Below are 25,358 nucleotides of genomic sequence, written 5' to 3'. Positions count from 1 at the left end.
GAAAGGAATGCTTGCTTTGTCAGAAAAATCCCTCCGAGTTGAAAAGGTCAGTAAAACGTTCCAAACCGAAAAAGGTCCACTGTCCGTATTGAAAGATATTAACCTGGAAATCGGTCAGGAGCAATTTATAGCGATTATCGGACCGAGCGGCTGCGGAAAGAGCACACTTCTTAAAATTATAGCCGGTCTGGATAACGATTATGAGGGCGCCGTATATTTGGGAGAAGAGAAAGTGAACAGCGCCAGTATCGAGAAGGGGTTCATTTTTCAAGAGCACCGGCTTTTTCCATGGCTGACGGTGGAGCAAAATATTGCTGCGAATTATTCCTTGAAATCGGCCGATATCCGCAGAAAAGTTGACGAACTGCTGGAATTGACACATCTCAAAGGATTTGAAAAATCGTATCCTAGAGCACTTTCCGGAGGGATGTCCCAGCGTGTTTCCATTGCTCGCGCTCTACTGAGAGAGCCTCAGGTGCTGCTGCTGGATGAGCCTTTCGGCGCGTTGGACGCTTTTACAAGAACCCATATGCAGGAAGCCATTCTGGAAATTTGGGAAAACAAAAAGACAACGATGGTTTTAGTGACTCATGATATCGATGAGGCGGTATTTGTGGCCAATAAAATTGTCATTATGGGAGCCAAACCGGGTGTCATCCGTGACGTCATCCCAAACCATCTTCCTTATCCTCGGAAAAAAGCAAGCGAAGCTTTTCAAAATTTCCGCCTGAAGGTATTGAAGGAATTCGAGAGATGGGAAAGCTTTGCTTTGGTCGAAGGAGCAGGAATTTAAATAATGGGGGAAAGAGAAATGAAACCAAACAAATGGATTGTACTCTTGCTATCTTTACTTGTCATGGCTTCTCTCGCAGGTTGCGGAACCAAAACGAGTAACACAGACGGACAAAACCTAACGGTTAATATTGGCTATATTAAAAATGTAGCTCCTTCCTATTTGGCAAAAGAAAAGGGGTTCGTCGAGAAGCAGTTTGCTGCAAAGGGGGCAAAAGTCAACTGGGTTGAGTTTCAGACAGGGCCCGAAGAATTCGAAGCTCTGTCCGCCAATCACATTGATTTTCTGGCATGCGGCAATACGCCGGTCATTGTGGCTCAAGCAGCAGGGATAGACTTTAAAATCATTTCCTTATATAGTAGCGGTTTGAAAAACAATGTGCTGCTTCTGCCTAAAGATAGCCCCATCACAAGCATTCAGGAATTAAAAGACAAAAAAATAGCGGTTGCCAAAGGCAGCACCTCTTACAATCTGATTTACCGGGCCCTGGATCAAGCCGGGCTGCAGCCGTCCGATGTGAAATTAATTCAATTGGCCCCTTCCGAAGCGAAGCCTGCCTTCGAGAACGGTACGGTAGATGCATGGGGAATTTGGGAGCCGTTCATCAGTACGGAGCAAGCTACCGTCGGAGCGAAAATATTGGTATCGGGCGAAGATCTCAAGATGCCGAGTCCGAACTTTACCGTAGCCAGCACCAAATTTGCGAAAGAGCATCCGGAATTCGTAGAGCTGTATTTAAAAGCGCTGGACGAAGCCGTTGCCTGGCAGACCCAAAACCAAAACGAGGCCGTAGATCTGTATGCCCAAGTGCTCAAATTGGATAAAGCCATTGTGGCCAATATCGTGAAAAATACGGATTTCCGAAATGATCCGGTGTCGGATGATTATATCAAAGAACATCAAAAAACGGCGGACACTCTTTACGATCTTGGTGGAGTCAAAAACAAGGTCGAGGTCGCAAAAGTTATTGACAATACGTTTATTACGAGGGCAAAGCAGGAAACTAAAACAAATTAGTGGGTGGGAAAATGAAGCCATTTCTTTCAGTCTTGATGGCAGGAACAAAATCCAGACCCGAAAAGATCAATCCTGAATCGGGTTCCAGCGGGACAGTCAGAAATAAATCTCTAAGCGCAAGTATAATCAGAGGGCTCTCGTTGCCGGTTTTAGTAATTATCATTTGGCAATTAGCCGCTTATTTCGAAGTCGTCTCCAGTACGATTTTACCTTCTCCCATTCAGATTGCTAAAGCGTTTTGGGAATTGATTGTTTCCGGAGAATTGATCAGCCATTTGAATGTCAGTTTATATCGCGCTTTCTTGGGTTTTCTGCTTGGCGGCTCGCTCGGACTCCTATCCGGCATATTAGCGGGATTGTTTCGGAAGTTCGAAGAAACGATTGATCCGTCCGTGCAAATGTTAAGAACGATTCCGCATCTCGCCATAACCCCGCTTTTTATTCTTTGGTTTGGTATCGGAGAAACATCGAAGGTTCTGCTTATTGCGCTGGGAGCTTATTTTCCGCTATACATCAATACCTTTACCGGGATACGCGGGGTGGATTCAAAGTTGTTCGAAGTCACCAAAGTGCTGGAATTCAGTAAATGGAAGCTCGTTTCAAAACTGATTGTCCCTGCTGCCTTGCCTAATATTTTATTGGGTTTACGGCTATCGATCGGTGTTTCCTGGCTAGGCTTGGTCGTGGCGGAATTAATGGGATCCAGTGAAGGCGTAGGCTACATGATTAATGACGCCAGACAATTCTCCCAAACGGCCGTCGTCATCGTAGGCATCCTCATATTTGCGATTGTCGGTAAACTATCCGACTCGTTCGTTCGCTTTTTGGAGAAAAAATTGTTGAAGTGGCGGGATAGTTATTCCGGATAAACAGGTTGATGAAACGCATGAATCACCGTGACCGGCACCTCTCTTTCAGAGGTGCTTTTCCTTTATTCGGACTGTCATAAGCATCCTTCGGGATTCGTATAATTAAACAATTGGAGGTAAACGGTTAGTACTAAAATTTGACAGGCGAGAAGGGAGCGGAAATCTTTGGAAACGATAGGCAGAAGCATTCCAAAAAAAGAGTCGTTCGACAAGGTGATGGGTACGGCTCTATATACCGGGGATCATCTCGATAACCGAATGCTGTATGCGCGCATGGCGATAAGTCCCTTTGCACATGCCCTAATTTTGGGCATAGACACGAGCGCGGCTTGGCAGGTTCAAGGGATTCGTGCTATTTTGACCGGGGAATGCAGCGAAGTACTGACCGGAGAAGAGATTCGAGACCGTCCGATAATAGCGAAAGATCGGGTTCGTTTTTTCGGAGAAACCGTTGCTGTCGTAGTAGCCGATACCGAAGTGCAGGCGAAGCGTGCCGCGGATTTAATCCGGGTACGGTACGAGCCGCTGCCGGTTGTCAACTCTCCCATGGAAGCTCTGCGGAAGGACGCTCCGCTCGTTCACGAAAGGCTGGGTGAGTATACAAAGGCAGAGGGGGTGGTCTCCATTCCCGGCACCAATATCGCCAGCCTCATTAAAATCCGCAAAGGAGACATGAACAAGGGGTGGAGGGAAAGCGAAGTCATCCTCGAGAACACCATTTCGTTTATGCCCTCGGATCATGCAGCGATGGAAACACGAAGTGCCATTGCTGAGATCAGGCCGGACGGCTACATTCACATCGAGTCGTCAACGCAGGCCCCTTTTGCCGTCAAAAAATTTATGGGCCTATATTTCGGCTTCGATCCCGGCTGGATCGTGGTCAAAACACCGCTGGTCGGAGGCGCTTACGGCGGTAAAGCGGCGATTCAGTTGGAGCTTGTTGCCTATTTGGCTTCCCGGGCGGTCGGAGGCCGAAAAGTCAAAATTATCAATACCCGAGAGGAAGACATGGTTACCTCCCCGGTTCATATAGGGCTTGATGCCACCGTCCGGCTGGGCAGCAATCTGGCAGGGAAAATTACCGCGGCGGAAATTGTCTACCGGTTCGATGGTGGCGCCTACGACGACAAATCCAGTGACGTTGCGAGAGCGGCTGCGCAGGACTGCTCGGGGCCTTATGCGATCGAACATCTCTATTGTGACTGTCTGACTATCTATACCAATCATCCATATGCTTCGGCCTTTCGAGGTTACGGACATGCTGAGCTTACTTTCGCGATGGAAAGAGCGCTGGACGCGCTGGCCGACAAACTCCAAATGGATCCGTGGGAGCTTCGCATGCGGAATATAGCCGTGCCGGGCGATTCTGCTCCGACGCGGGATGTACTTACGTCCAGCAATCTGGGGGATCTTACGACTTGTATGCACCGGCTTCGCACGCTAGCAGGCTGGGATGATTGGAAGGTGATGCAGGTGAACGCGAATACAATCCGGGCCAAGGGCATCAGTTGCTTTTGGAAAAACTCATCGATGGATCCCAATGCAAGCTCGGGCGCTATTATCTCTTTCAATTCCGACGGCAGCTTGAATCTGGAGACCGGGGTCGTGGAGATCGGAACTGGCACGAAAACGGTGCTGGCCCAGATGCTCGCGGAGCGGATGAAAATGAATCCGGAGAGGATTCACGTCAAGTTCGAGGTGAATACGGAAATAACACCGGAGCATTGGAAGACGGTTGCGAGCCGCGGAACTTTCCTGGCCGGCCGTGCGGTTCTTAAGGCGGCGGACGACGCGATCCGTCAACTGCTCGAGATCGCGGCTTGTGTGCTGCGGGCCGATCCGGATGACCTTGAGCTCGGATGGGGTAAAGTGATGGCCAAGGCTGATCCCTCCATCCAAATCGAGGTCAAAGACATCTGTTACGGTTACACGTATCCGAATGGAAATTCCATTGGCGGCCAAATTATAGGGCGAGGTCACTACATCCAACGGCGGATGAATAACCTTGACCCACAAACCGGGGAGGGAACGCCCGGACCAGAATGGAACGTTGGGGCCCAAGCGGTGGAGATCGAGCTCGACACGAGGGATTATTCATACAAGCTGCTGAAGGCGATTTCCGTTAATGACGCCGGCAAAGTGTTGAATCCAAAAGCGGCTTTAGGCCAGATCATGGGTGCGATTTCCATGGGGCTCAGCTTTGCGAACCGTGAAACGTTTGTATTCAGTGATCAGGGAACCGTCGATAATCCTACGCTCCGTGATTACAATCTGATCCGTTACGGCGAAAACCCCGAATATATCGTGGAGTTCATCGAGAATCCGTGTCTGGATGGACCGTTCGGTGCCCGAGGGCTCGGTGAGCACGGACTCATCGGGATGCCAGCCGCGCTCGCTAGTGCGCTTTCCCGGGCCGCCGGGGTCCAGCTAAATCGGTTGCCCCTTTTCCCGGAACGGATTTGGAGAACAAAAATGGGGGAGCCGCATGATACCTTATAATTTCGAATATTATCGGCCTGCCACTCTCCACGAAGCCGTCAGTCTTTTTCAGCAGTTGGATGCTCATGATAAGAGCCCCCTATATTATTCCGGCGGAACTGAAATCATCACACTGGGAAGAATCAACCAGGTTTACACAGGGGCAGTTATTGATCTGAAGCAAATCCCGGAATGCCGCATGCTTGCGGTCCTTGAGCAAAAGATGGTTCTCGGATCTGCTTTGACTCTATCCGAGCTTCACGATTCCCGAGTGTTTCCTCTACTTGGGGAAACGGGGGCCGGCGTTGCCGACCGAACCTCAAGAAACAAAATTACATTTGGCGGGAATATTTGCGGACGATTCATTTACAAGGAAGCGGTGCTGCCTCTGCTGTTGACGGACAGTGAAGTGAGGATCGCTGGTCCCACCGGATTTAGGCAAGTACCAATCGGTCAAGTGTTTGACCGTACCCTGAAGCTGAGTAGGGGAGAGTTTCTCGTTCAAGCGCTCACCGAAGTCAGCTATATAGGTATGCCTTATGTGACGGTGAAAAAGCGCAAAGTGGCTTCTATTGATTATCCGCTGGTGACTGTCACCGCTCTCCGGTCAGATTCGGGGATTCGTGTTGCTTTTAGTGGCGTCTGTTCCTTCCCATTCCGGTCCGCTGCCGTCGAAGAAATATTAAACCGGCGCGAGATTCCTTTGGAGGACCGAATCAATCAGGCGGCGGATCAATTGCCCGCGCCGATCCTCAGTGATATAAAAGGCTCGGCGGCTTACCGCAAGCTAGTTTTGAAAAATACGCTGCACGATACAATAAGGACATTGGGAGGGGGATGACATGTCAAGTAATGACTTTTATGCGGTAATGCTTAACCTGAATGTGAACGGGGAGCTGCGGACCGCAACCGTCCGACCGGCGGATCTTCTTTTGGACGTTCTGCGGGAATCGTTCGGTCTGACCGGTGCAAAGCCTGGCTGCCGGAATGGGGATTGCGGTACTTGTACGGTGCTCCTGGACGGTTCGCCGATGAAATCGTGTCTGATGCTTGCGGTGGAAACGGCGGGAAAAAAGGTTACGACTGTTGAAGGTCTAAAAGACACAGCCGTCCAAAGAGCCTTTGTCGAAAAATTTGCTTTTCAGTGTGGATACTGCACCCCAGGATTTATCATGAATATTTATGCGCTGACCCAAACTTATCCCGAAGCCGACGAGGAAACGATCAAAGATTGGCTGCAATCTAACATTTGCCGTTGCACAGGTTATGAGGAAATTCGGGAGGCCGTCCAATCCGTCTTGAACCGGAGACTTTTGTCGATGGACCAGAACCATCTGTAGAATAGAGTGCCGACTCATAAAACGCTTATTCTACAAGTCCAAGTTCTAAATAATCATGTTGAATCATAACTCCATCCACAGGAAGGGAATGCCCCTCTCGAAGGCTTATGAGTGCTTTTTCGGTTGATGGACCAAATTTTCCATTACAAGCGCCTTTATAATAACCAGCGATTTTCAGCAAATGTTGGATCAATTGCACATCATCCCCACTATCCCCTTTAGCCAACCAAACGACGACTCTTCGTATGATCGCCGGCCTGCAAGTTCCTTCATCCGGATCGATCTTGTTGGACAATCGGGATTTGACGTTTGTGCTGCCTCGGAATCGGTTCAGCTGAGCGGCTATATGGACCGATTTCCCGCCCAATTATCCGGAGGGCAGCAGCAGCGCGTCGCTTTGGTCAGAACGCTCGTCCTGAAGCCGCCGCTCGTGCTGTTCGATGAGCCGCTTAGCAATCTGGACGCCAAGCTGCGGCAAGCTCTAGGCATAGAAATCCGCTCGTTACAGAAGGAGTACGGATTTACCGGCATTTTCGTAACGCACGATCAGGAAGAAGCCATGGTCTTGTCGGATCGTATCGCCGTCATGAACCAAGGACGGATTGTACAAATCGGAACGCCGCAGCAAATTTATACGCAGCCGGCCGATCCGTTTGTGGCTAATTTCGTGGGCGAATCCAATCCGGTGCAAGTATCCGGGGCGGAGGAGGAGCACGGGCGATGGCGGATGAAATTGGCGGGGGACCAGACCATTGCGGCGGAGAGGACTGCCGGACAGCAGACGCCGACCTACGCAATGGTTCGTCCGGAAGCCGGCGAAGTGCTGCCCGGGGGAGTGGAAGCCCGGCCTGCGGGGGCTCGGATGGTTACAATTCGTTGTCCGGCACGGTTTCGTTCATCCATTATACCGGCGCTTCCTACTTGATCGGCGTTGTCATTGAAAAGCTGGACAAGCATTTTACGGCCAGGATGCAGTACGCAACGAAAGAGACCGGCCTGCGGGTTGGCGGGCAGGCGATCGTACGCTGGCCGGTAGAGGCGACTCTGTTATTTTAAATGTACGATCCTTGAGTGGCTGCCGCTGGGCAGCCTTTTTGCATTCCTGCGTTTCGGATACCGGGAACCCCATGAATGACTTCCTGTCTCAATGACTGAAAAACACAATTTGAATAAAAAACAACACGGCGAACGCATAAAAAATCGGATGAACGTCTTTCCTTTTACCACGAACAAGCTTTAAGATCGGATAGACGATGAACCCGATGCCGATTCCCGTAGCAATGCTGTAGGTTAGCGGCATCAGTACAACAATAAGAAAAGCAGGGAAGGCTTCCTCCAGATCGTGCCAATCAATTTTCCGCAAGACATTCATCATGAGAAAACCGACAATAATTAATGCCGGAGCTGTTATCGCAGGAATATTGGCAAGCACGGCAACCGTCGGCGAGAAGAATAGCGTAAGCGCAAGCAGCACGCTGACGGTTACAGCGGTGAGACCCGTTCGCCCGCCTACGGCAACTCCGGAGCTGGACTCAATATAAGCGGATGTCGGACTTGTTCCGAGGAGAGCGCCGGCGGTTGTGCCTATGGCGTCTGCAACGAGCGCCCCCCGTGAACGCGGGAATTTATTATCCTTCAGCAGTCCGGCTTGCTCCGCAACCCCCAGCATCGTTCCCGTCGTATCGAACAGCGTAATCAGCAAAAAGGTAAACACAACCGCATATAGACCGTTTGTAAACACCCCGGCGATATCTAACTGGAAGGCCGTTGCCGCAAGTCCGGTCGGCCAAGATACCCAAGCATCCGGAAAATGAAGCAGCCCCAGTAACCAAGCCAGAATTGCAGTGATCAGCATGCCCACAAAAAGAAATCCTTTAACCTGATAAGCCATGAGGATAAGGGAAACAGCCAGTCCGATAATCGTTAACATCGTCATGGGTTCCTTCAAATTCCCAAGGGTGATTAAGGTGGCCGGAGAATCGACAATAATTTTAGCGTTTTGCAGCCCGATAAACGTGATAAATAAGCCGATGCCCGCCGTAATGGCATGTTTCAGGCTTGAAGGAATCGCATCCAGCAGCATATAGCGGAACGAGGTCAGCGATAACAGCACAAACAAGATCCCCGCCACAAATACGGCGCCAAGCGCAACTTGCCATGAAACGCCGCCGCCCCCCACAACACTAAAGGCAAAGTAAGCGTTCAACCCCATGCCTGGCGCTATCACGATCGGGTAGTTGGCAAATACCCCGATAATCAGCGTTGCGACAATGCTCGCGAGCACTGTCGCAATGAACACACCATGGAAATCCATCCCCGCCTTGCTCAGAATGCCGGGATTCACAATAACGATGTATACCATCGTTAAAAATGTAGTGACACCGGCCATCAGCTCGGTCGAAATCGATGTGCCTCGTTCTTCCAACTTAAACAAGCTCTTCATTCATCTCGCCTCCAATTTAAATAGGACAGGGTTGCTCCAGCCTCATCACAGACAATCGAGCATTGCCTTATCCATTCTCTCCTTACTTGGGATCGCTTAGTAATGTGGAAAAAATAAAATCCTGACTGCGAATATAGGATAGCAGATACACGTATCCCATATTCGTAGTCAGGATTCTTTGGCTCCTTGTAGAAACCCTCAAACCATATTATTGAGGATATACGAACTTGTCTGTCATTTCATTCAATTGATCCTTCCATAGATTAAATGACGGATATACCCGGTGTCAATGTTTTTCTCATATTTTTTCGTAAATTTCCGAACACTTCACAACAATTAGACTAATACGTTCGGTTTTTACGATGTTTGTTGAAATGAGAGAAACCCATGCCTTAACAAGGCACAGGTTTCTCGATTCGGCTTTCGTTCTAGAACGGGAAATCCCGATATTCCCGCTGGACCGATACCCACTTCCGGGTTGTAAATTCCTCAAAGATCCATTCTCCGTTAAATCGGCCGAGACCGGACGCTTTTTCACCGCCGAAAGGAGCGTTAGGATCGTCATTGATGGTCTGATCATTCACGTGGGCCATGCCGCTTTCAATGTGACGGGCAAACTCGATGCCTCGTTCCAAATCGCTGGTGAAAACGGAGGCCGATAGTCCGTACGGCGTATCATTCGCTAGGGCGAGCGCTTCTTCTTCGGTATCAAACGGAATAATCGTGGCTACGGGGCCGAAAATTTCGGTTTGAGCCAGGGTACTGTCATTTTTCGCATCAGCGAATACAAACGGCGTCAGCACATTCCCAATTCGTTGTCCTTCCAGCACCAAACGCGCTTCTGTTTTCCCTGCTTCAATGACGTTCAGCACCTTTTGCATCTGTTTTTCATTAATAATCGGCCCGATAAAGACGTTGGGATCGACGCTAGGATCGCCGTACGGAATTTTTTGCGCCCTTTCTACAAAACTGCTGACGAATTGATCGTAAAGGGAGCGATGCACGAAGATCCGATTCGTAATCATACAAATTTGTCCTTGGTGAAAAAACTTGCCGAAGAGCGCTGCGCTTAACGCTTTCTCCAAGTCGGCGTCTTCCAGCACCACGAAGGGGCTGTTGCCGCCAAGCTCGAGTGACACGCGTTTTAAGTTTCGGCTTGCCACTTCTCCGACGTGGCGGCCGACTGCAGTCGAACCGGTGAAGGATATGACTTTCGGAACAGGGTGCGCGATAAAGTAATCGCCAATATCGGCAATATCCACGGTGAGGACATTCAGCACGCCTTTAGGGAGACCGGCTTCTTCAAAAATTTCGGCAATGACGAGACCGCCGGAAACGGCAGTTTGAATATCGGGCTTCAATACGACGGCATTTCCCGTCGCGATAGCCGGAGCTACGCTGCGCATGGACAGCACGAGCGGAAAATTAAACGGTGAAATGACGCCAATGACGCCAACCGGAACGTGGTAGATCAAATTTTCCTTACCCGGAATGACGGACGGATTGACTCGCGGATTCGTCATCAGTTCGGGATATTGCGCTGCGGCCCGAATGATGCCTGCGCTATTTTTAATTTCAATTTGGGCTTTGGCCATAGAACTTCCTGTTTCCTTGATCATGATGGCCGCTACTTCATCTTTTCTTTGTTCAAGCAGTTCCGCAGCACGCATCAGCACTTGTTTTTTCGCCTCAACAGAGGTTTCTTTCCATGCCTTCTGCGCTTCTTTGGCCGCGGAGTAAGCTTCGTCCACATCCGTTTCATTTCCAAGAATGAAGGTGGCGACGACTTCATTGTTGTATGGATTCAGATCCTGATACGTTTTACCGCTCGACCCGTCCTTCCAAACCCCCGCGATAAACTGTTTGCCGTATGATTTCGAAATAGCCAGACTCATAGACTTGTCCTCCTTCATAAGGTTTGAGCGTTTTTCGTTCCAGTTATTCGTTCAATATGTATGCAGCGATATGTCTTTTATGAATCGACATTCATTTATTGCCAGCGATAAGTTCATTCGTTGAAGACGCCTGACAAGGGGAATGACAGAAGAAGGCAGGATAATACTCAAATATGTAATCGCTTACAAACTGATTTGCATATGTCGGGTAAACGGTTCTTTGATCCACTTATCCTCGTCTCATCCTCCTTATTGAAATTTTGGTATTTGACTCCCGTTTCAAACTATTCGACATGGTGTTAATGAAACAACTTGATAGGACTATGTTACCATGGGAGTATATTCCAATTCAATACCAATATTCCAAATGCTGTCCACATCCGTAACGTATAAAATCATTCGCCGCTGTTCCCGGCTCGCGGATCGGTTACGCCCGCTCCTTACAGCCTCAAGCTCCTCGATATTCGCCGCAACCGATGGGAGCACGTTGATCGGGTTGGCCAGCAGCTATGCGGACGCATTCGAGGCATTACGGGGCAGGACTTGTTCCGTTGCAAACTTCGTTGCTGCTGAGCAAGATTATTTCCTGATATCCTGTTTCAAGGACCGGACCTGCGGGTTATATAGAATGAAGGGGAGGTATGCTATGCCTGCAAGTTATGATCAGGCCATTATGATTTAAGGATATCGTTTTCTCAAGTAAAACAAGTGCCATCTTAAATAAATCATACCGAACAGGTAGAAGGGGACGGAATACCATAGCTTCCACCCTTTATATATCAGGTAACCGGTTAAAATCGACAAATATTCAAAAAGAATGGAAATGAGCACGACTCCTATCAGATAAACAAAGAAGTGCTGCACTTTTTTGGGCATAAAATTGAGGAAAATAAGGCCTATAGAAGGAGGCAGTAACGCTTGAAGGGGGAGATCGGCAAAATTCACCGTAGGCTCAAAAAAATCATACAGATCCAAAATGAAACCGAATGAGAGATCGGTGTAAATGGTTAAGGCAGCCATCCAACCCCATGTGATATAAGCTGGTCAATAACATTTTAAACAACAAATACCGGTTATAAACGGCAGTCGGACAAAAAATTTGACAGGACCCTCATGATTGCTGTGAAAAAGTATAAATAATTGATTAAGCGCTGGATAAAATATGATTCGTTATATTGTAGGGTATGGAAATATTAGGTATAGTAGAAGTACAGATGAAGTCAACGACAAACGGCAAAATCATCGAAAGATGATGACGCAAAGCTATAGGGGCTAATTTGGACGAAGTCCAGAACGCTTGCCAGCTGCCGAAATGACGCCCGTTGACCATTGTGGATTAACGGAGGAGGAAATCGATGTTGGGAAAAGTAGACATGGAAGTTCAGCAGCTGGTTGATATGCTGCATCTCGATGTAGAGGAAATACTTCGTCAATTTCATTTTACCTTCGAAGGCAAGCGATTAACGGAAGCAGAGTCTATTCGCTTTATTATGTATCTGAGAGAGGAACTGGAAAAAAAGAACGACCCGCAAAGGTGACCGGAAACGGTCGCCTTGTTATTTGAAATGATCCTTTATTTCTTCGGAGTCTTTGTCTGTCATAACGGCTGCAAGCAGCTGTTCGATATCAAGCCCGAGTTTAATCCCGACTTTAATGATGTCTAATTCAGCGGCTACTAATTGGAAGTTTGAGCTATGCGGCACGATGATCATGACCTCCTGTAAACCTGTTTATATAGTACTATTATAATGGAATAACGGGAAAAAGCTGTCGAAGAATGGCTGTACAAATCTAAAAAAATTCTGATCTTTATTTGACGCAAGTCTTCGCCTCTCGAAGTCCGCTCCCTGATCCTTTCAGTATGCTCCGTATGGAAGCCCAGCCTGAGCCGCTCCCAAGCAAACCATTGCGATAGAAAAGCTCGCCCCGTAGTCCGTCTGCATTTTAATGTCGGCACGTCTTTATCTATCAATCAAGGCGCCCGTCACAGCTCCCATTGGAGGGCGCTTCCGGCCGTTCTTCGGTATCTTTGCTTAATCCCCATGCTCCTGGATACGGTGCCGCGCAATGGAGTTAGCGGATCTGGAGGTTACAAGGTCTAAGGACTTTGTAGCCTTCTTTTTATTTCGCAGGCAAATCAACACAATATAGTATAATTTAAACTCAATTTCGATGAATTGTTTAATAATGGGAAAGAACCTATGATTAGGCTACAGGTGTTGGATTGAAGAATGAAAGCGCTGTATGGGTTTGGCGGAAATACACGTTATTCATTTAAACATTGACAGAATAAAATGTAATAAAATAAAATAATATTAGATATAAAACAATAATAAATGAAAGGTTAGAGGTGATATGATATGAAAGCGCAATTAGTTCCCATGTACTTCAAGTCCGAAAGAAATAAAGAATTTGATGACCAGGTAAACAGGTTAAGAGAGATGCTGGCCGAGGAAGCCGAAATTTTAGAGCCAGTCGCGCTCGGCTCACCAATTCCCGAAGCGGATGCCGTTATTTTTCCGCAATTGGTGGGAGAAGCTTATCGAGAAATCGAACAGCTGAAAAAAATCAATAAGCCATTTCTGATTGTAACGTCGGAATTTGGAACGGTTGCGATGTGGGACTGGGAAATTATAACATTTTTTAAAGCGGAAGGTATCGAGACATTTGCTCCATATAGTCTTGATCTAACGAAAACCATTTGCCGGACTTTGGCTGTCAAAAGCCAGATGAGAGAGACGAAGTTTCTTATTTTTCAAGACAATCCGGGCGACGGGATGCAGGCTAGTATTTTCAAGCGTTTCTTTTGGTGGGAAGAAGAGTGTATCCGGCGAATTAAAGATAAATTCGGGATTACCGTCGTGAAAAAAAGCTTCAAGAAGCTTGCCCAGGATGCCAAAGATATTCCGGACACGGAAGCGGAACAGGTTCTTAAGGCATGGAATCATCATACGGAAGGCGTTGCACCCAGGGCGCTAAAAAACGCTGTGAAAATGTATATCGCTGTCAAGCAGGAAATTGAACTCGATGAAACGATCCGGGGTGTAGGCATGAACTGTCTGAACGAATCGTTCTATTCGGATACGACGCCTTGCATGACATGGAGCATGCTGTATGAAGAAAAAGGAGTCATGTGGGCTTGTGAAGGCGATATCATGTCGCTGCTTAACAAATTTATTCTACATAAGTCCTTGAAGGCGCCTGTCGTGATGAGTAACCTATACCCTTTCCTGGCTGGAATGGCAGCTATCAAGCATGAAAAGATAGACCAATTTCCTGATGTCGAAGAGCCTGAAAATCATATTCTGGTCGGCCATTGCGGCTATTTTGCTTGTATGCCCAGATCGTTTGCGTCAGAATGGACATTAAGGCCGAAGGTGCTGGGTATCGTGGATGAACAGGCAACGGCCATCGACGCGCGTTACCCGATCGGTGAAATTACGATTGCGGAACTGCATCCAACACTTGGAAAAATGCTGGTCGTCGAAGGCGCCCTGAAGGAATACGTCGGATATCCCGGTTCGGACTGCAGGAATGGCGCATTAATTCAAATTAACGACGGTCACAAGCTGATGAATGCGCTTTATTCGCACCACGGCATATTGATTCCGGGACATAAAAAGGTAGAGATGGATATGGTGCTTCGCGTGTTGGATATGCAGATCGAAGAAATCTAATTTTTATAAAAAATAGTGATTGACTAACAAATGACAATAAAATATAATAAAAACAAGAAAACAATAAGTAAAAATAAGATATAACGATAAAAGAGAACAGAGACGAACGCATTCGGAAAGGATGAATGAGAAGATGCTAGCAGCTATGTTGTATGGCCCCAAAGATTTGCGGCTGGAGGAAATTGCAGATCCGGTAATAACCGAGAATGAAGTGTTACTGGAGGTAAAGAAGGCTGCCATTTGCGGTACGGATGTCCGAATGTTTAATAACGGCTACGCCGGCATCAGCAGTGCTACGCCAAGAATTTTAGGACATGAGATGGCAGGTGTTATTAAACAGGTTGGAAAAAACGTAAAGAAGTATGAGCCTGGCATGAGAGTGACCGTGGCTCCTAATATGGGCTGCGGGATGTGCAGGCAGTGTGTAAGCGGCAATACTCATTTATGCAAGGAATATCAAGCTCTTGGCATCAATATTCATGGAGGCTTTACCCAATACGTGAAAATTCCCGAATCAGCGGTAAGGCAGGGGAACATTTGCGCGTTGGCGGATCATGTATCTTTCGAAGAAGCGGCTCTCGTTGAGCCTTTGGCATGTGTGTACAACGGGTTCCTGAAGGTGGATATTAAACCCGGGGATCACGTGCTGATCATCGGTGCCGGTCCCATCGGATTAATGCATGCCAAGCTGGCCAAGATGGCCGGAGCTTCTAAAGTCATTATGAATGATATTTCCGAAGAGCGGATGGCAATGTGCCGTCAGATTGACGATTTTATTATAACCGTGTCTTCTGACGACTTGAGGAATTACGTAGCTGACATCACGAATGGCGAGGGCGTAGAAGTCGTAATTACGGCCTGCCCGGTACCTCAAGTTCAAGCAAGCTCGCTTGAATTGGTGGCCATGAACGGAAGAATCAATTTCTTCGGCGGTCTTCCCAAAGAAAAGGAAATTGTTCCGTTGAACACCAACCTGATTCACTACAAACAAGTCATTGTAACAGGAAGTACAAGGTCGAGCATTTTGCAATATGTTCAAGCGCTTGATTTTGTTAAACACGGTTTGGTTGATGTAAAATCGCTGATTTCGGCTAATTTCAGCCTGGATCAAATCAATAACGCCTTCGATCACGCAACAAGAGGTATAGGCTTGAAAAATGTCATTTCCATCGGTTGATGGGCGTGTTACCCCTATCGGCAGTACTTTCATTTATATAAATTATACTGAGGAGTTGATTCGAAATGGCTTATGTAGTGAGAGGAAGAAACGATGTAGTGAATTTTCCGGTGGATGAGTGCCATGATGGTCAAGGGACGATTCTCGTCAGACAACTGCTGGGCTATGAACCGCTGCTCCCTGTTCCCGGAAATCCGGAAGATTTTGACTCGCTCATCAATTTTATGCATGAAACGACGCTGCCTGTAGGCACAACAATCGGTTTGCACCCTCATGTGGGTAATGAAGAGATTTACTACGTTGTGGAAGGCAAAGGGGAAATGACGGTTGACGGAGACACGTTTGTTATGGATCCCGGCACCGCGTGTCTGACCAAAAGCGGAAGCAAGCATACCTTCCGGAACATTGGCGACTCCGATTTAAGAATTATTGTTATTGAAGCGGTATTTGACAAGAAAGATAAGAAGAGCAAACAGCATTAATACCGATTGATGAAGAAAGTGCTTAACGCCCTTTCTTTCATAACGCATGCGATGGATTGAAATTTCACAGGAGGTGTCCATTTGTGCAAGAGATCAATGTTGCGTTAATTGGTTATAACTTTATGGGGAAGGCACATAGCCATGCATTTGAGAATGTGCCGTTCTTCTTCGATCATGGCGTGAAGCCCGTCAAAAAAGTAATTGTCGGCAGAACGGAGCATTTGGTCAAGCAGGCGGCGGAAAGGTTCGGCTGGGAAGAATTTGCTACCGACTGGAGAGATGTAATTCATCGGGAAGACATCCACGTGATCGATATTGCAACGCCGACGTCTTCCCATATCGAAATCGCTCTTGAAGCGGCGAAAGCAGGGAAGCATATTTTTTGCGAGAAACCGTTAGCGATGGACGCTCATGAAGCGCACCGTATGTTTGAAGCTGCGGAACAAGCCGGAATTGTCCATATGCTGGGCCACAATTACCGGAGAGTACCGGCGATCGGGCTTGCCAAAAAGCTTATTCAGGATGGACGGCTGGGGGACATTCACCACTTCAGAGGCGTATATTTGCAGGATTGGCTGCTTGATCCTAACTTCCCTGCGAGCTGGAAGCTGAATAAGAAGGTTGCAGGGTCTGGGCCGCACGGGGATTTAAATGCGCACATCGTCGATTTGGCGAGATATTTGGTCGGAGAGATCGATAAAGTGGTCGGCATGGAGAAAACGTTTGTGGACAAACGCCCCAAGGTGAAAGTCGATGATCAATTAAGCTCCAAGCTAACGGCAAAAGGCGAAATGACGGAATATGAAGCGGTTACGGTTGACGATACGACAGCCTTCCTGGCTAAATTTAAAAACGGGGCGGTCGGAACTTTCGAAGCAACGAGATTTGCCGGCGGACGAAAAAATCATCAACGCATTGAAATTAACGGAAGCAAGGGATCGCTCGTCTTCGACTTTGAACGCATGAACGAATTGGAATTCTGGTCTAACGAAGATGATCTGGAAGTGCAAGGCTTTAGACGCATTATGGTGACGGAAGATGTTCATCCGTATATCAATGCCTGGTGGCCGCCGGGACATATCATCGGCTACCAAAACACATTTGTGAATGAATTTGCAGACTTCTTCAAAGCGATCAAGGATAAGCAGCAGGTGTATCCAAACTTTTACGATGGCGTGATGAACAATAAAGTGCTCGATGCGGTTACGAAATCGATTCAATCTCTAACATGGGAAAATGTTTAAGGGCGGGCTGTTCAAAGATTGATTGTAAGCGATTTCATTTCAATAGAAATTTCTGGAGGGTACGACTTTGAGAGTGAAAAAAAATTTTTCATTCATGATTTTATTAAGCACTCTGCTTCTGCTTAGCGCATGCTCCACTGAACCCGGGAGCAGTCCCGCGAATCATGCCGGCGCCTCGGCTTCGGAATCCGGCGGGACTCCGAAAACCGGCGAACCCGTAACCTTGAACAGCGTTTTCCTTGCTTCCACTTGGGGGACCAGCGTACAAGAATTAGCCAAGCAATATGAGAAAGAAACGGGAGTCAAAGTGAACGTCGAGCTGGTCGGACGCGATGTCATTTATCAGAAAATCGCCACGTCAATTGCCGGTAAAGCAAACTATGACCTTTTCAGCGTCGATTACAACTGGATCCCCGAGTTCGCGTCGCAAAACAGCCTCGTGCCCTTGGACGATATGATCAAAACGTATCATTTTGATACTTCCAAATTATTGCCGAAAGCTTTGGCCGCAGGACAATGGAACGGAAAAAACGGTTCTTTCGGCGAAGGCGGCACGATTTACGGTTTACCGCAAACGGTACATCCTCATTTGCTCTGGTACCGTTCGGATTTATTCAATAATGAGACCTTTAAGCAAGAATTTAAAGCCAAGTACGGATATGATTTGGCTCCTCCGAAAACGATGAAGGAATTCCGTGATGCGTCCGAATTTTTCAACGGCAAAGTCGTGGACGGGCAAAAAATATACGGTTGGGCGGCCCAGGCCAGCAAAGGGTTCGGGAATGTACATACGTGGCTGACCTTCCTTTATTCGAATGAGGGCGATGTATTTGACTGGAATACGATGAAATCGTCCTTGTCCACACCGGAGTCCATCGAAGCGACGAAAACCTGGGTCGATCTGCTGCAGTTTTCGCCTCCGGGCATTAATGATTATACGTTCGTCGAAGTGGCTTCCGACGCCGCTCAAGGCAGATTGGCTATGGCGATTCACTGGTCCTGGTCAGCATTTGAAGTCGATGATCCCACCAAGTCCAAAACGCTTGGGAAATGGGATTTCGCGCAAACGCCCGCTATGAAGAAATCCGTCGCCGATTATTCGTCCTGGCCTATGGTCATTCCGAAATCGTCGAAGAACTCCGATGAAGCCTTTAAATTTATGGCTTGGCTGGAGTCGAAAGAAAACGACGTGAACCAGGCCCTGCTGGGCGCAGGGGACCCGGTGCGTGAAGAATCGTACTCCGATCCCGCTTTAACCAACAAGCTAATCGACGGAACGAATGTCAAGCAATTCCGCCGTTACGATGCGCTTAAAGAGACGATGAAAACAACAAAAGCCCGTCCCTGGTTCCCTCAGGATGAGAAGTGGGAGACGACGGTATCCGAATACTTGAGCGCCGCTCAGCACAAACGCATGTCAGTCGAAGAGGCGTTGAAAAAAGCGGATGAAGCGGTTAATAAAATGATGAAATGATAAGTCCATGTTGGAAATCGATTGGAGGGGGACCCCCCTCCCCCTCCATTAGGAATCGGGAGAATAAATCATGAAAAAATTTGGATTGCGATACAGCGGGCCGTATTTGGCCATGGTCCCGGGCATGCTGCTGCTTCTTCTCTTTTCCGTCTACCCGACTGTTTTTCTATTCAAAATCAGTTTTCAGCAATACAGCCCCATCAGTGCGGTGAATCCGTTCATTGGATTGGATAACTATATCGATGTATTCCAGGATCACAATTTTTGGAATGCGCTCAAGGTGACATTTATTTTCGTAGTCAGCACGGTCATCCTGGAATTTGCCATCGGACTGGTATTGGCCGTTATATTGAATAGACTTACTTCGGGAGAACGATTTTATCAGTCCGTCGTGCTGCTTCCGATTGCCATGGCGCCTACGGTCGTCGGGCTGATGTTTCGGTTTATGATGAATGATCAATATGGAATTTTCAATTATTTTATAGAGCTGCTGGGCATGTCCAGAACCGCTTGGCTATCCGAACCGCATCTGGCGCTGCCTGCTTTAATTGTTACCGACATTTGGCAGTGGACGCCGTTTATGATGATTATTTTATTGGCAGGACTTAAAGGACTTCCGGATGAGCCTTATGAGGCGGCCATGATCGACGGCGCGTCCTCCTGGCAATCGTTCCGCTATATCACAATTCCGCAGTTGTCCAGAATTATTTATATCGCTTTATTGTTAAGGACGATTGATGCGATTCGAATTTACGACTCGATTTATATGATGACCAAGGGAGGCCCCATTAACGTTACTTCGACGATGAGCTGGATCGTGTATGACCGGGGGTTCAAATTTCTCGATTTCGGTTATGGTGCCGCCATATGTATCGTTCTCCTCGTGATTGTCGTCACCCTGCTGACGCTGGTTTTGAAAAAGTTTGATTTATTCGAAGTGGAGGGCAGATCATGAGGTCATCTCCGAGCAAGCCGGTCACCGTCCTGAATTACGCGGTCATTATAATCGCGATGCTCGTTTTTATTTTCCCTATAGTATGGATGGTTCTGACATCGCTGAAGCAGCAGGTCGACGCCTACGCCTCGGTGCCCAAATGGTTGTTTAAGGCTACCTTTTCCAACTATCAAACGGTGCTGTTTGAGCGGGACTTTATGAAATATTTGCTGAACAGCTTGTATATCTCTTTCCTCTCCACAGTGCTGGCTCTCTTGTTCGGAAGCGGTATCGCGTATCCGTACGCCAGATATCGTTTAAAAGGCGCGAAAAATGTCCTGTCCTGGATTTTGACGCTGCGTATCGTTCCGCCCATCGTAGCTATCCTGCCGATCTATCTCGTGTTCTCTAAATTAGGGCTGCTCGACACCTATACTTCGCTTATTTTAGTGTATACCTTCATGAATCTGCCGCTGGCCGTTTGGCTGTTATACGGCTTTTATAAAGATGTGCCCGGGGAAATCGAGGAGTCCGCGCTGGTGGATGGATGCAACCGCTTTACGGCGTTTGTTCGCGTTATTTTCCCGATTATCGGGCCTGGTCTCGTGTCTACGGGCTTGTTATCGTTTATTTTTTCCTGGAATGAATTTTTGTTCGCCAATTTGTTGTCCGGTTCCACGGTAAGGACTGCGCCTGTCGGACTTAATGAATATGCGACGCCCGTCAGCGTGCTGTGGGGACAAATCGGAGCGGCAGGAACGATGATCGTCTTGCCGGTCGCGATCATCACGATCATCCTGCAGCGCAAAATGGTGCGGGGACTTACGATGGGGGCTGTCAAAGGTTAGCACCAAGCAACGCCGTTATTGCGGCTTGCTTGCTAAAATAATGCTCATGCTGAAGGAGACGTTGAAAATGAGAGCCGTAATTTTACCTGGAAAAAAAGAAGTTCAAGTCGTCGACCGTCCGAAACCTGTGCCGGGGGACGGCCAAGTCTTGGTCCGCATGCGTGCATCGGCGATTTGCCGAAGCGATATGAGTCTGTACTACGGCGGGAAGCCGCTCGTAGGCGGGGAAGCGGCCAAGACAGGCACCATCATTCCCGGCCATGAGCCTGCGGGCGATGTCGTCGAGATCGGTCCGGGGGTTAGAGGGCTGCAGCCCGGAGACCGCGTCGCCGTCTATCTGGCCATTGGCTGCGGGCATTGCACGTACTGCCTGAGCGGTTATTTATCCTTGTGTTCGCAGTGGAAATGTGTCGGTTTTGACGTGGACGGCGGAGATGCCGATTATATGGTCGTCCCGGCGCAAAATTGTCTGAAGCTTCCCGATCCGATGTCTTATGAAACGGGCGCTCTTCTGCTGGACAATATGGGGACTCAATATCACGCGCAAAAAACGTTGGGCGTATCCGGCAACGATACGTTAGCGATTTTCGGTCTGGGACCGATGGGCAGCGCCGGGGTATTGATTGCAAAAGCGCGTGGAGCCCGAGTCATCGCCGTCGACGTACTCGATTCCAGGCTTGAAATGGCCAAAGAATTGGGAGCGGATGTCGTCATTAACAGTACGAAAGAAGATGCGGTAGAAGTTTTGCGCGAATTGACGCATGGCGAAGGGGTAGATAAGGCGATTGACAGCTCGGGGAACCCTGCCGCCCAGAACGCCGCTCTGGATAGCGTGCGTAAGATGGGGTCCGTTGCTTTGATCGGAGAGACGAGTGCGACTACGATAAATCCAAGCGAACAAATGATCCGGAAATTATTGAAAGTGTACGGTATTTGGATTCACCCGATTTGGATGTTCGAGGAAATCGCCAACTTTGTTATCGACCATAACATTCCGGTGGACCGGTATATTACCCATAGATTTAATATTGAACAGGCTGCCGAAGCCTTCCGCCTGTTTGATGAACGAGTCACGGATAAAGCCGTCTTTGTCTGGGATTGACCTGCCCGGAAAGGAAAGGCATTTTCCTTGAAGACGCATGCGCTGCCCCCGGAAGTCGTGAATTTGATAGGACCCGGCTCATCGTTTGATATCGGGGGCAGCCCGTGTACGCTAAACCATATTGGAAGGGACTGCTTGTCTACATGACCCAAACCCAATTTTTTATCGGGATCGATATCGGTACTCAGGGAACCAAGGTCTCTTTAGTTAATGATGGAGGCAGCATCGTAACGAATTCATTTGTGCCCTCGAATCTGATACGCCTGGACCACGGGATTGTCGAACAAATGCCTGAAGAAATGTTCGCTTCTGTCGTAGACGGGATGACCGAAGTGATGAAACGCTCGGGTGTCGAGCCCGGCCAAGTCGCTGCCATCGGCCTGGATGGACAGATGGCCGGCATTATGGGGATCGATCGCGATTGGAATGCGGTAACACCGTATGATTCATGGCTGGATACCCGATGCGAGAAATATATGCCCCTGATTAAAGAATGGGGGGAAGAGCCGTTTATCCGGATTACGGGCTGCCCGGTTACGTATGCTCACGGCCCCAAGGTGTTATGGTGGAAGCACGAAAGGCCGGAAACTTATCGTAAAATTGAAAAATTTGTCCTTCCGACAGCTTATGTTGCGGGGCGTTTGGCGGGGCTTAAAGCGGATAACGCTTTTATAGACTATACCCATCTGCATTTTTCCGGCTTCAGTGACGTCTCGAATCATTCGTGGTCGGACGATTTGCTCGATGCTTTCCAGGTCAGCAAAGACAAGATGCCCCGCATTGTCAATCCGTGGGACGTCATTGGATATTTATCCAAATGTTATGCCGACAAGTGCGGTTTACTGGAGGGCACTCCGATCGTGGCCGGTTGCGGGGATACCGCTGCTACCATTCTCGGAGCCGGCATTACGACCAAAGGCGCCATTCTGGATGTGGCGGGAACCGCGTCTGTGTTAAGCTGCTGCGTAGATGAATATAAGCCGGATGTGAATACGAAAACATTAATTTACGCGCGCTCCGTCATTCCCGGGCTATGGAATCCGCTAGCTTATATCAACGGGGGAGGGCAATGTTTGGCGTGGTTTAGAGACCTCCTTGCAGCGCAGGAAGGGAGCCTCCCGTTCGATGAATTAAATGCGCAGGCGGCTCATGTAAGGGTGGGAAGCGACGGGATTTTTTTTATTCCTCATTTTGCCGGAAGAGCTTGTCCCAACAATCCCTTCTTGAGAGGCAGCTGGCTTGGACTCAATTGGTCGCATCGTAAAGGCCACATGTACCGGTCGATTCTCGAATCGATTGCTTACGAATATCAAGGTTATTTGGCTACGCTGAAACAGTTGATTCCAGGTCTTCACTTCACCCATGTCAATGTCGTCGGAGGCGGGGCCAAGAGCGAGCTGTTCAACTCGATCAAAGCCGATGTAATGAACGTGCCCTATACGACGCTAAACAACAGCGACACGGCTACAGTTGCGACTGCCGTCATTGCGGGGTATGGCGTCGGGTTCTATCCGGATATCGCGGATACGATGAACCGCATGGTTTATCCCCATAGCACGGTGGCGCCTAACCCTCACCATATAACGAATTACCAAAGCTATGCAGATTGTTATCACATGCTTGTTGAAAAATTAACGCCCATTTATAAGGCCATGGATGAAGGACGTGGTACGTTTGGCCATTCACACCGTGTTAGGTCCGATTCATAACGAGCAATTAGGTTTTTGCCATAGCCATGAACATTTATTTATTGCGGACGGGCAGCCGGCCCGTGTCAATGCGGCTCTGCGAATTGACGATATCGCCTTAACGATTCAAGAGCTGCTGCTGTTTAAGGAGGTTGGGGGACGCAGCCTTGTAGATGCTCAGCCTCTGGGATGCGGCAGGATGGAGAAGTCCCTGGTCTTGGCAGCCCAGGAGACGGACACCCATATCGTGGCCTCCACGGGATTTCACAAGATGATATTTTACCCGTCGGAGCATTGGATTCACACCTATGATGAAGCTGCGCTATACGAGGTGTTTGTGCACGAATTAACCGTCGGCATGTACACGGGAACCGATCGCGGAGAGCCGAATGATTTCATTGATGCGCAAGCCGGGGTCATTAAGACGGCGATCGATGAGGAACGGATACAAGATCCCGAGAAGAAATGGTTTCGTGCCGCCGCCAGGGCCGCGGTTGAAACAGGCGCCCCTCTGTTATGCCATACCGAATCCTGTGTCCAAGCCGTTCAGTTGGTCGACTTGTACCGGACGGAGGGCGTGCCGGCGAATCAAATCATCGTCTGTCATTTAGACCGCAATCTGGGCCAGCTTGAAATTCATAAACAGCTGGCTGATCTTGGCGTATATCTGGAATACGATACGATCGGCAGATACAAGTATCATAGCGACGAAGAGGAAGCGGATTTAATCAGGCATATGGTGGAAAGCGGATATGAGGATCTTATTTTATTAGGACTGGATACGACCCGTCATCGGTTGCGAAGTTACGGCGGGACGATCGGGTTAGATCATCTTTCGCGCCGGCTTTTGCCGTTATTACAGCAATATGGAGTACCGGAAGCGGCCGTTCGTAAAATGATGGTACATAATCCGGCTCAAGCGTTTGATATCAAATGAGGATGTGAATGGACATGAACCGGAAGGTTCTGATCACCCCCCGTTCCTTCGGGAAGAGCAGCTCCGAGCCGTTGGACAGGTTGAAGGATCAAGGCTATGAAATTGTGATGAACCCATATGGAAGAATCATGAGCAAATCGGAAATGCTCCCGCTTATGCATGATATTGACGGCATCATCCTTGGGGTCGATCCTTTGGACAAAGAGGTGCTGCAGCACGCCCCCAACCTTAAAGTGATTTCGAAGTATGGGGTAGGAACGGACAATATTGATTTGGACTATGCCAGGGAGCGGGGAATTCCGGTTACGGTTACTGCCGGAGCCAATAAGGAAGCGGTTGCCGACTATGCCATGGCTTTAATGCTGGGCGTCGCCAGAAGAGTGCCGATGATTGACAAGGCATGCAAGAAATCGAATTGGGGCAAAACGACGACAATTGACATGTGGGGAAAGACACTGGGTTTAATCGGCCTTGGCCATATCGGTAAAGGAGTTGCGATCAGAGCGAACGGCTTTCATATGAAGGTGCTGGCCTATGATGCTATTAAAGATGAAGCCTATGCGAAGCAGCATCAGATTCAATATGTATCCCTGGAAACGCTGATCAGGGAGTCGGATTTTATCAGCATGCATTTGCCGTTAAACGAGAACACCCGCCATATCATCAGCTATCCACAGTTTGAAATGATGAAAAAAACGGCGGTGCTTGTAAACACGGCGCGTGGCGGTTTAATCGATGAAGAAGCGTTGGTTCACGCCTTGCAAGAAAATAAAATTTGGGGCGCGGGCATTGACGTATTCGAACAAGAGCCTCCAAGCCATAAATCGTTTTTCGAACTGGACAATATCATCATCGGCTCACATTGTGCCGCATCTACTTATGAGGCGATCCATGAAATGGGAATGATGGCTACAGCCAACCTCATCCATTATCTGTAGAAAAAACTAGAGGTGATGGCAA

The 25,358-nt window shown here is 48.4% G+C and carries 24 protein-coding genes and 2 riboswitches; of the genes, 20 read left to right on the top strand and 4 right to left on the bottom strand.

Annotated features, from left to right (window positions below):
- The first annotated feature begins 7 nt into the window (after positions 1-7).
- The 6 genes from FKP33_RS02355 (at position 8) to FKP33_RS02330 (ending at position 6,497) form a co-directional block, all read left to right on the top strand.
- Positions 8-793, top strand: a complete 786-nt coding sequence (locus tag FKP33_RS02355; protein WP_127606347.1) for an ABC transporter ATP-binding protein — start codon at positions 8-10, stop codon at positions 791-793.
- 18 nt (positions 794-811) lie between these two features.
- On the top strand, positions 812-1,810 hold the full coding sequence (locus FKP33_RS02350) for an aliphatic sulfonate ABC transporter substrate-binding protein (protein ID WP_181410024.1): 999 nt from the start codon (positions 812-814) through the stop codon (positions 1,808-1,810).
- A 35-nt stretch (positions 1,811-1,845) separates the two neighbouring features.
- Complete coding sequence (locus tag FKP33_RS02345) at positions 1,846-2,679, top strand: ABC transporter permease (protein ID WP_127606345.1); 834 nt, start codon at positions 1,846-1,848, stop codon at positions 2,677-2,679.
- A gap of 216 nt (positions 2,680-2,895) precedes the next feature.
- A complete protein-coding gene (locus FKP33_RS02340; protein ID WP_127606343.1) occupies positions 2,896-5,178 on the top strand; it encodes a xanthine dehydrogenase family protein molybdopterin-binding subunit in 2,283 nt (760 codons plus the stop codon).
- A complete protein-coding gene (locus FKP33_RS02335; protein ID WP_054796572.1) occupies positions 5,165-5,998 on the top strand; it encodes an FAD binding domain-containing protein in 834 nt (277 codons plus the stop codon). Before FKP33_RS02340 ends, FKP33_RS02335 begins: the two co-directional genes overlap by 14 nt.
- Before the next feature lies 1 nt (position 5,999).
- The gene (locus FKP33_RS02330; RefSeq protein ID WP_230876129.1) at positions 6,000-6,497 is read left to right on the top strand and encodes a (2Fe-2S)-binding protein; all 498 of its coding nucleotides are present in this window, start codon (positions 6,000-6,002) and stop codon (positions 6,495-6,497) included.
- A gap of 25 nt (positions 6,498-6,522) precedes the next feature.
- On the opposite strand, the gene FKP33_RS26930 is transcribed toward FKP33_RS02330, so the two are convergent.
- Positions 6,523-6,723 carry a peptidoglycan-binding domain-containing protein gene (locus tag FKP33_RS26930; RefSeq protein ID WP_196426917.1) on the bottom strand — a complete coding sequence of 67 codons (201 nt, stop codon included), beginning with the start codon at positions 6,721-6,723 and terminating at the stop codon, positions 6,523-6,525.
- On the opposite strand from FKP33_RS26930, the gene FKP33_RS27945 reads away from it, so the two are divergent.
- Positions 6,679-7,422 carry an ABC transporter ATP-binding protein gene (locus FKP33_RS27945; RefSeq protein ID WP_141333845.1) on the top strand — a complete coding sequence of 248 codons (744 nt, stop codon included), beginning with the start codon at positions 6,679-6,681 and terminating at the stop codon, positions 7,420-7,422. The genes FKP33_RS26930 and FKP33_RS27945 overlap by 45 nt on opposite strands.
- The gene (locus tag FKP33_RS26925) at positions 7,374-7,553 is read left to right on the top strand and encodes a hypothetical protein (protein ID WP_164751759.1); all 180 of its coding nucleotides are present in this window, start codon (positions 7,374-7,376) and stop codon (positions 7,551-7,553) included. The genes FKP33_RS27945 and FKP33_RS26925 overlap by 49 nt, the downstream gene beginning before the upstream one ends.
- Positions 7,554-7,641: 88 nt before the next feature.
- Here FKP33_RS26925 and FKP33_RS02310 read toward each other — a convergent pair whose 3' ends face one another.
- Entirely contained in the window at positions 7,642-8,940 is a 1,299-nt protein-coding gene (locus FKP33_RS02310; protein WP_141333843.1) for an NCS2 family permease, read from the bottom strand.
- 145 nt (positions 8,941-9,085) lie between these two features.
- Positions 9,086-9,185: riboswitch (purine riboswitch) on the bottom strand.
- A 183-nt stretch (positions 9,186-9,368) separates the two neighbouring features.
- Complete coding sequence (locus FKP33_RS02305) at positions 9,369-10,835, bottom strand: aldehyde dehydrogenase family protein (protein WP_127606291.1); 1,467 nt, start codon at positions 10,833-10,835, stop codon at positions 9,369-9,371.
- A 1,222-nt stretch (positions 10,836-12,057) separates the two neighbouring features.
- Positions 12,058-12,147, top strand: a riboswitch (cyclic di-GMP riboswitch).
- Positions 12,148-12,190: 43 nt separating this feature from the next.
- Here FKP33_RS02305 and FKP33_RS02300 point away from each other — a divergent pair.
- Positions 12,191-12,373 carry a hypothetical protein gene (locus tag FKP33_RS02300; protein ID WP_141333842.1) on the top strand — a complete coding sequence of 61 codons (183 nt, stop codon included), beginning with the start codon at positions 12,191-12,193 and terminating at the stop codon, positions 12,371-12,373.
- Between the two features lie 18 nt (positions 12,374-12,391).
- Here the strand turns inward: FKP33_RS02300 and FKP33_RS26920 are convergent, their stop codons facing one another.
- On the bottom strand, positions 12,392-12,547 hold the full coding sequence (locus FKP33_RS26920) for a hypothetical protein (protein ID WP_181410022.1): 156 nt from the start codon (positions 12,545-12,547) through the stop codon (positions 12,392-12,394).
- A gap of 648 nt (positions 12,548-13,195) precedes the next feature.
- Here FKP33_RS26920 and FKP33_RS02295 point away from each other — a divergent pair.
- From FKP33_RS02295 to FKP33_RS02245, 11 genes are all read left to right on the top strand, one after another.
- On the top strand, positions 13,196-14,512 hold the full coding sequence (locus tag FKP33_RS02295; RefSeq protein WP_127606287.1) for a hypothetical protein: 1,317 nt from the start codon (positions 13,196-13,198) through the stop codon (positions 14,510-14,512).
- Positions 14,513-14,633: 121 nt separating this feature from the next.
- On the top strand, positions 14,634-15,689 hold the full coding sequence (locus FKP33_RS02290) for a zinc-dependent dehydrogenase (RefSeq protein WP_230876127.1): 1,056 nt from the start codon (positions 14,634-14,636) through the stop codon (positions 15,687-15,689).
- A 65-nt stretch (positions 15,690-15,754) separates the two neighbouring features.
- Positions 15,755-16,171 (top strand): cupin domain-containing protein, encoded by a 417-nt coding sequence (locus FKP33_RS02285; RefSeq protein WP_141333841.1) that lies wholly within the window; start codon positions 15,755-15,757, stop codon positions 16,169-16,171.
- A gap of 83 nt (positions 16,172-16,254) precedes the next feature.
- Positions 16,255-17,415: a Gfo/Idh/MocA family protein gene (locus FKP33_RS02280; protein ID WP_127606284.1), complete on the top strand. Its 1,161-nt coding sequence runs from the start codon at positions 16,255-16,257 to the stop codon at positions 17,413-17,415.
- A gap of 73 nt (positions 17,416-17,488) precedes the next feature.
- Entirely contained in the window at positions 17,489-18,889 is a 1,401-nt protein-coding gene (locus tag FKP33_RS02275; RefSeq protein WP_244932922.1) for an ABC transporter substrate-binding protein, read from the top strand.
- 70 nt (positions 18,890-18,959) lie between these two features.
- Complete coding sequence (locus FKP33_RS02270; RefSeq protein WP_127606280.1) at positions 18,960-19,844, top strand: carbohydrate ABC transporter permease; 885 nt, start codon at positions 18,960-18,962, stop codon at positions 19,842-19,844.
- The gene (locus FKP33_RS02265; protein WP_127606278.1) at positions 19,841-20,671 is read left to right on the top strand and encodes a carbohydrate ABC transporter permease; all 831 of its coding nucleotides are present in this window, start codon (positions 19,841-19,843) and stop codon (positions 20,669-20,671) included. The genes FKP33_RS02270 and FKP33_RS02265 overlap by 4 nt, the downstream gene beginning before the upstream one ends.
- Before the next feature lie 67 nt (positions 20,672-20,738).
- Entirely contained in the window at positions 20,739-21,773 is a 1,035-nt protein-coding gene (locus FKP33_RS02260; RefSeq protein ID WP_127606276.1) for a zinc-dependent alcohol dehydrogenase family protein, read from the top strand.
- Positions 21,774-21,877: 104 nt separating this feature from the next.
- Positions 21,878-23,482, top strand: a complete 1,605-nt coding sequence (locus tag FKP33_RS02255; protein ID WP_141333840.1) for an FGGY-family carbohydrate kinase — start codon at positions 21,878-21,880, stop codon at positions 23,480-23,482.
- Positions 23,430-24,398, top strand: coding sequence for a phosphotriesterase family protein (locus tag FKP33_RS02250; protein ID WP_141333839.1), 969 nt, complete (start codon positions 23,430-23,432; stop codon positions 24,396-24,398). Before FKP33_RS02255 ends, FKP33_RS02250 begins: the two co-directional genes overlap by 53 nt.
- 14 nt (positions 24,399-24,412) lie before the next feature.
- Positions 24,413-25,336, top strand: a complete 924-nt coding sequence (locus FKP33_RS02245) for a phosphoglycerate dehydrogenase (RefSeq protein ID WP_141333838.1) — start codon at positions 24,413-24,415, stop codon at positions 25,334-25,336.
- The last annotated feature ends 22 nt before the right edge of the window (positions 25,337-25,358 follow it).

The organism is Paenibacillus sp. tmac-D7 (assembly GCF_006519665.1).
In the GTDB taxonomy this organism is placed as follows: Bacteria; Bacillota; Bacilli; order Paenibacillales; family NBRC-103111; genus Paenibacillus_G; species Paenibacillus_G validus.
Note: the sequence above shows the minus strand (reverse complement) of the source record. Positions and strands in the feature narration are given on the sequence as shown.

What these genes read in the sequence shown, in the direction of transcription:
- FKP33_RS02355 (WP_127606347.1), top strand. Translation starts at nt 8, where the DNA reads ATGCTTGCTTTGTCAGAAAAATCCCTCCGAGTTGAAAAGGTCAGTAAA.
- FKP33_RS02350 (WP_181410024.1), top strand. Translation starts at nt 812, where the DNA reads ATGAAACCAAACAAATGGATTGTACTCTTGCTATCTTTACTTGTCATG.
- FKP33_RS02345 (WP_127606345.1), top strand. Translation starts at nt 1,846, where the DNA reads ATGGCAGGAACAAAATCCAGACCCGAAAAGATCAATCCTGAATCGGGT.
- FKP33_RS02340 (WP_127606343.1), top strand. Translation starts at nt 2,896, where the DNA reads ATGGGTACGGCTCTATATACCGGGGATCATCTCGATAACCGAATGCTG.
- FKP33_RS02335 (WP_054796572.1), top strand. Translation starts at nt 5,165, where the DNA reads ATGATACCTTATAATTTCGAATATTATCGGCCTGCCACTCTCCACGAA.
- FKP33_RS02330 (WP_230876129.1), top strand. Translation starts at nt 6,000, where the DNA reads ATGTCAAGTAATGACTTTTATGCGGTAATGCTTAACCTGAATGTGAAC.
- FKP33_RS27945 (WP_141333845.1), top strand. Translation starts at nt 6,679, where the DNA reads ATGTTGGATCAATTGCACATCATCCCCACTATCCCCTTTAGCCAACCA.
- FKP33_RS02310 (WP_141333843.1), bottom strand. Translation starts at nt 8,940, where the DNA reads ATGAAGAGCTTGTTTAAGTTGGAAGAACGAGGCACATCGATTTCGACC.
- FKP33_RS02305 (WP_127606291.1), bottom strand. Translation starts at nt 10,835, where the DNA reads ATGAGTCTGGCTATTTCGAAATCATACGGCAAACAGTTTATCGCGGGG.
- FKP33_RS02300 (WP_141333842.1), top strand. Translation starts at nt 12,191, where the DNA reads ATGTTGGGAAAAGTAGACATGGAAGTTCAGCAGCTGGTTGATATGCTG.
- FKP33_RS26920 (WP_181410022.1), bottom strand. Translation starts at nt 12,547, where the DNA reads ATGATCATCGTGCCGCATAGCTCAAACTTCCAATTAGTAGCCGCTGAA.
- FKP33_RS02295 (WP_127606287.1), top strand. Translation starts at nt 13,196, where the DNA reads ATGAAAGCGCAATTAGTTCCCATGTACTTCAAGTCCGAAAGAAATAAA.
- FKP33_RS02290 (WP_230876127.1), top strand. Translation starts at nt 14,634, where the DNA reads ATGAATGAGAAGATGCTAGCAGCTATGTTGTATGGCCCCAAAGATTTG.
- FKP33_RS02285 (WP_141333841.1), top strand. Translation starts at nt 15,755, where the DNA reads ATGGCTTATGTAGTGAGAGGAAGAAACGATGTAGTGAATTTTCCGGTG.
- FKP33_RS02270 (WP_127606280.1), top strand. Translation starts at nt 18,960, where the DNA reads ATGAAAAAATTTGGATTGCGATACAGCGGGCCGTATTTGGCCATGGTC.
- FKP33_RS02265 (WP_127606278.1), top strand. Translation starts at nt 19,841, where the DNA reads ATGAGGTCATCTCCGAGCAAGCCGGTCACCGTCCTGAATTACGCGGTC.
- FKP33_RS02260 (WP_127606276.1), top strand. Translation starts at nt 20,739, where the DNA reads ATGAGAGCCGTAATTTTACCTGGAAAAAAAGAAGTTCAAGTCGTCGAC.
- FKP33_RS02250 (WP_141333839.1), top strand. Translation starts at nt 23,430, where the DNA reads ATGAAGGACGTGGTACGTTTGGCCATTCACACCGTGTTAGGTCCGATT.
- FKP33_RS02245 (WP_141333838.1), top strand. Translation starts at nt 24,413, where the DNA reads ATGAACCGGAAGGTTCTGATCACCCCCCGTTCCTTCGGGAAGAGCAGC.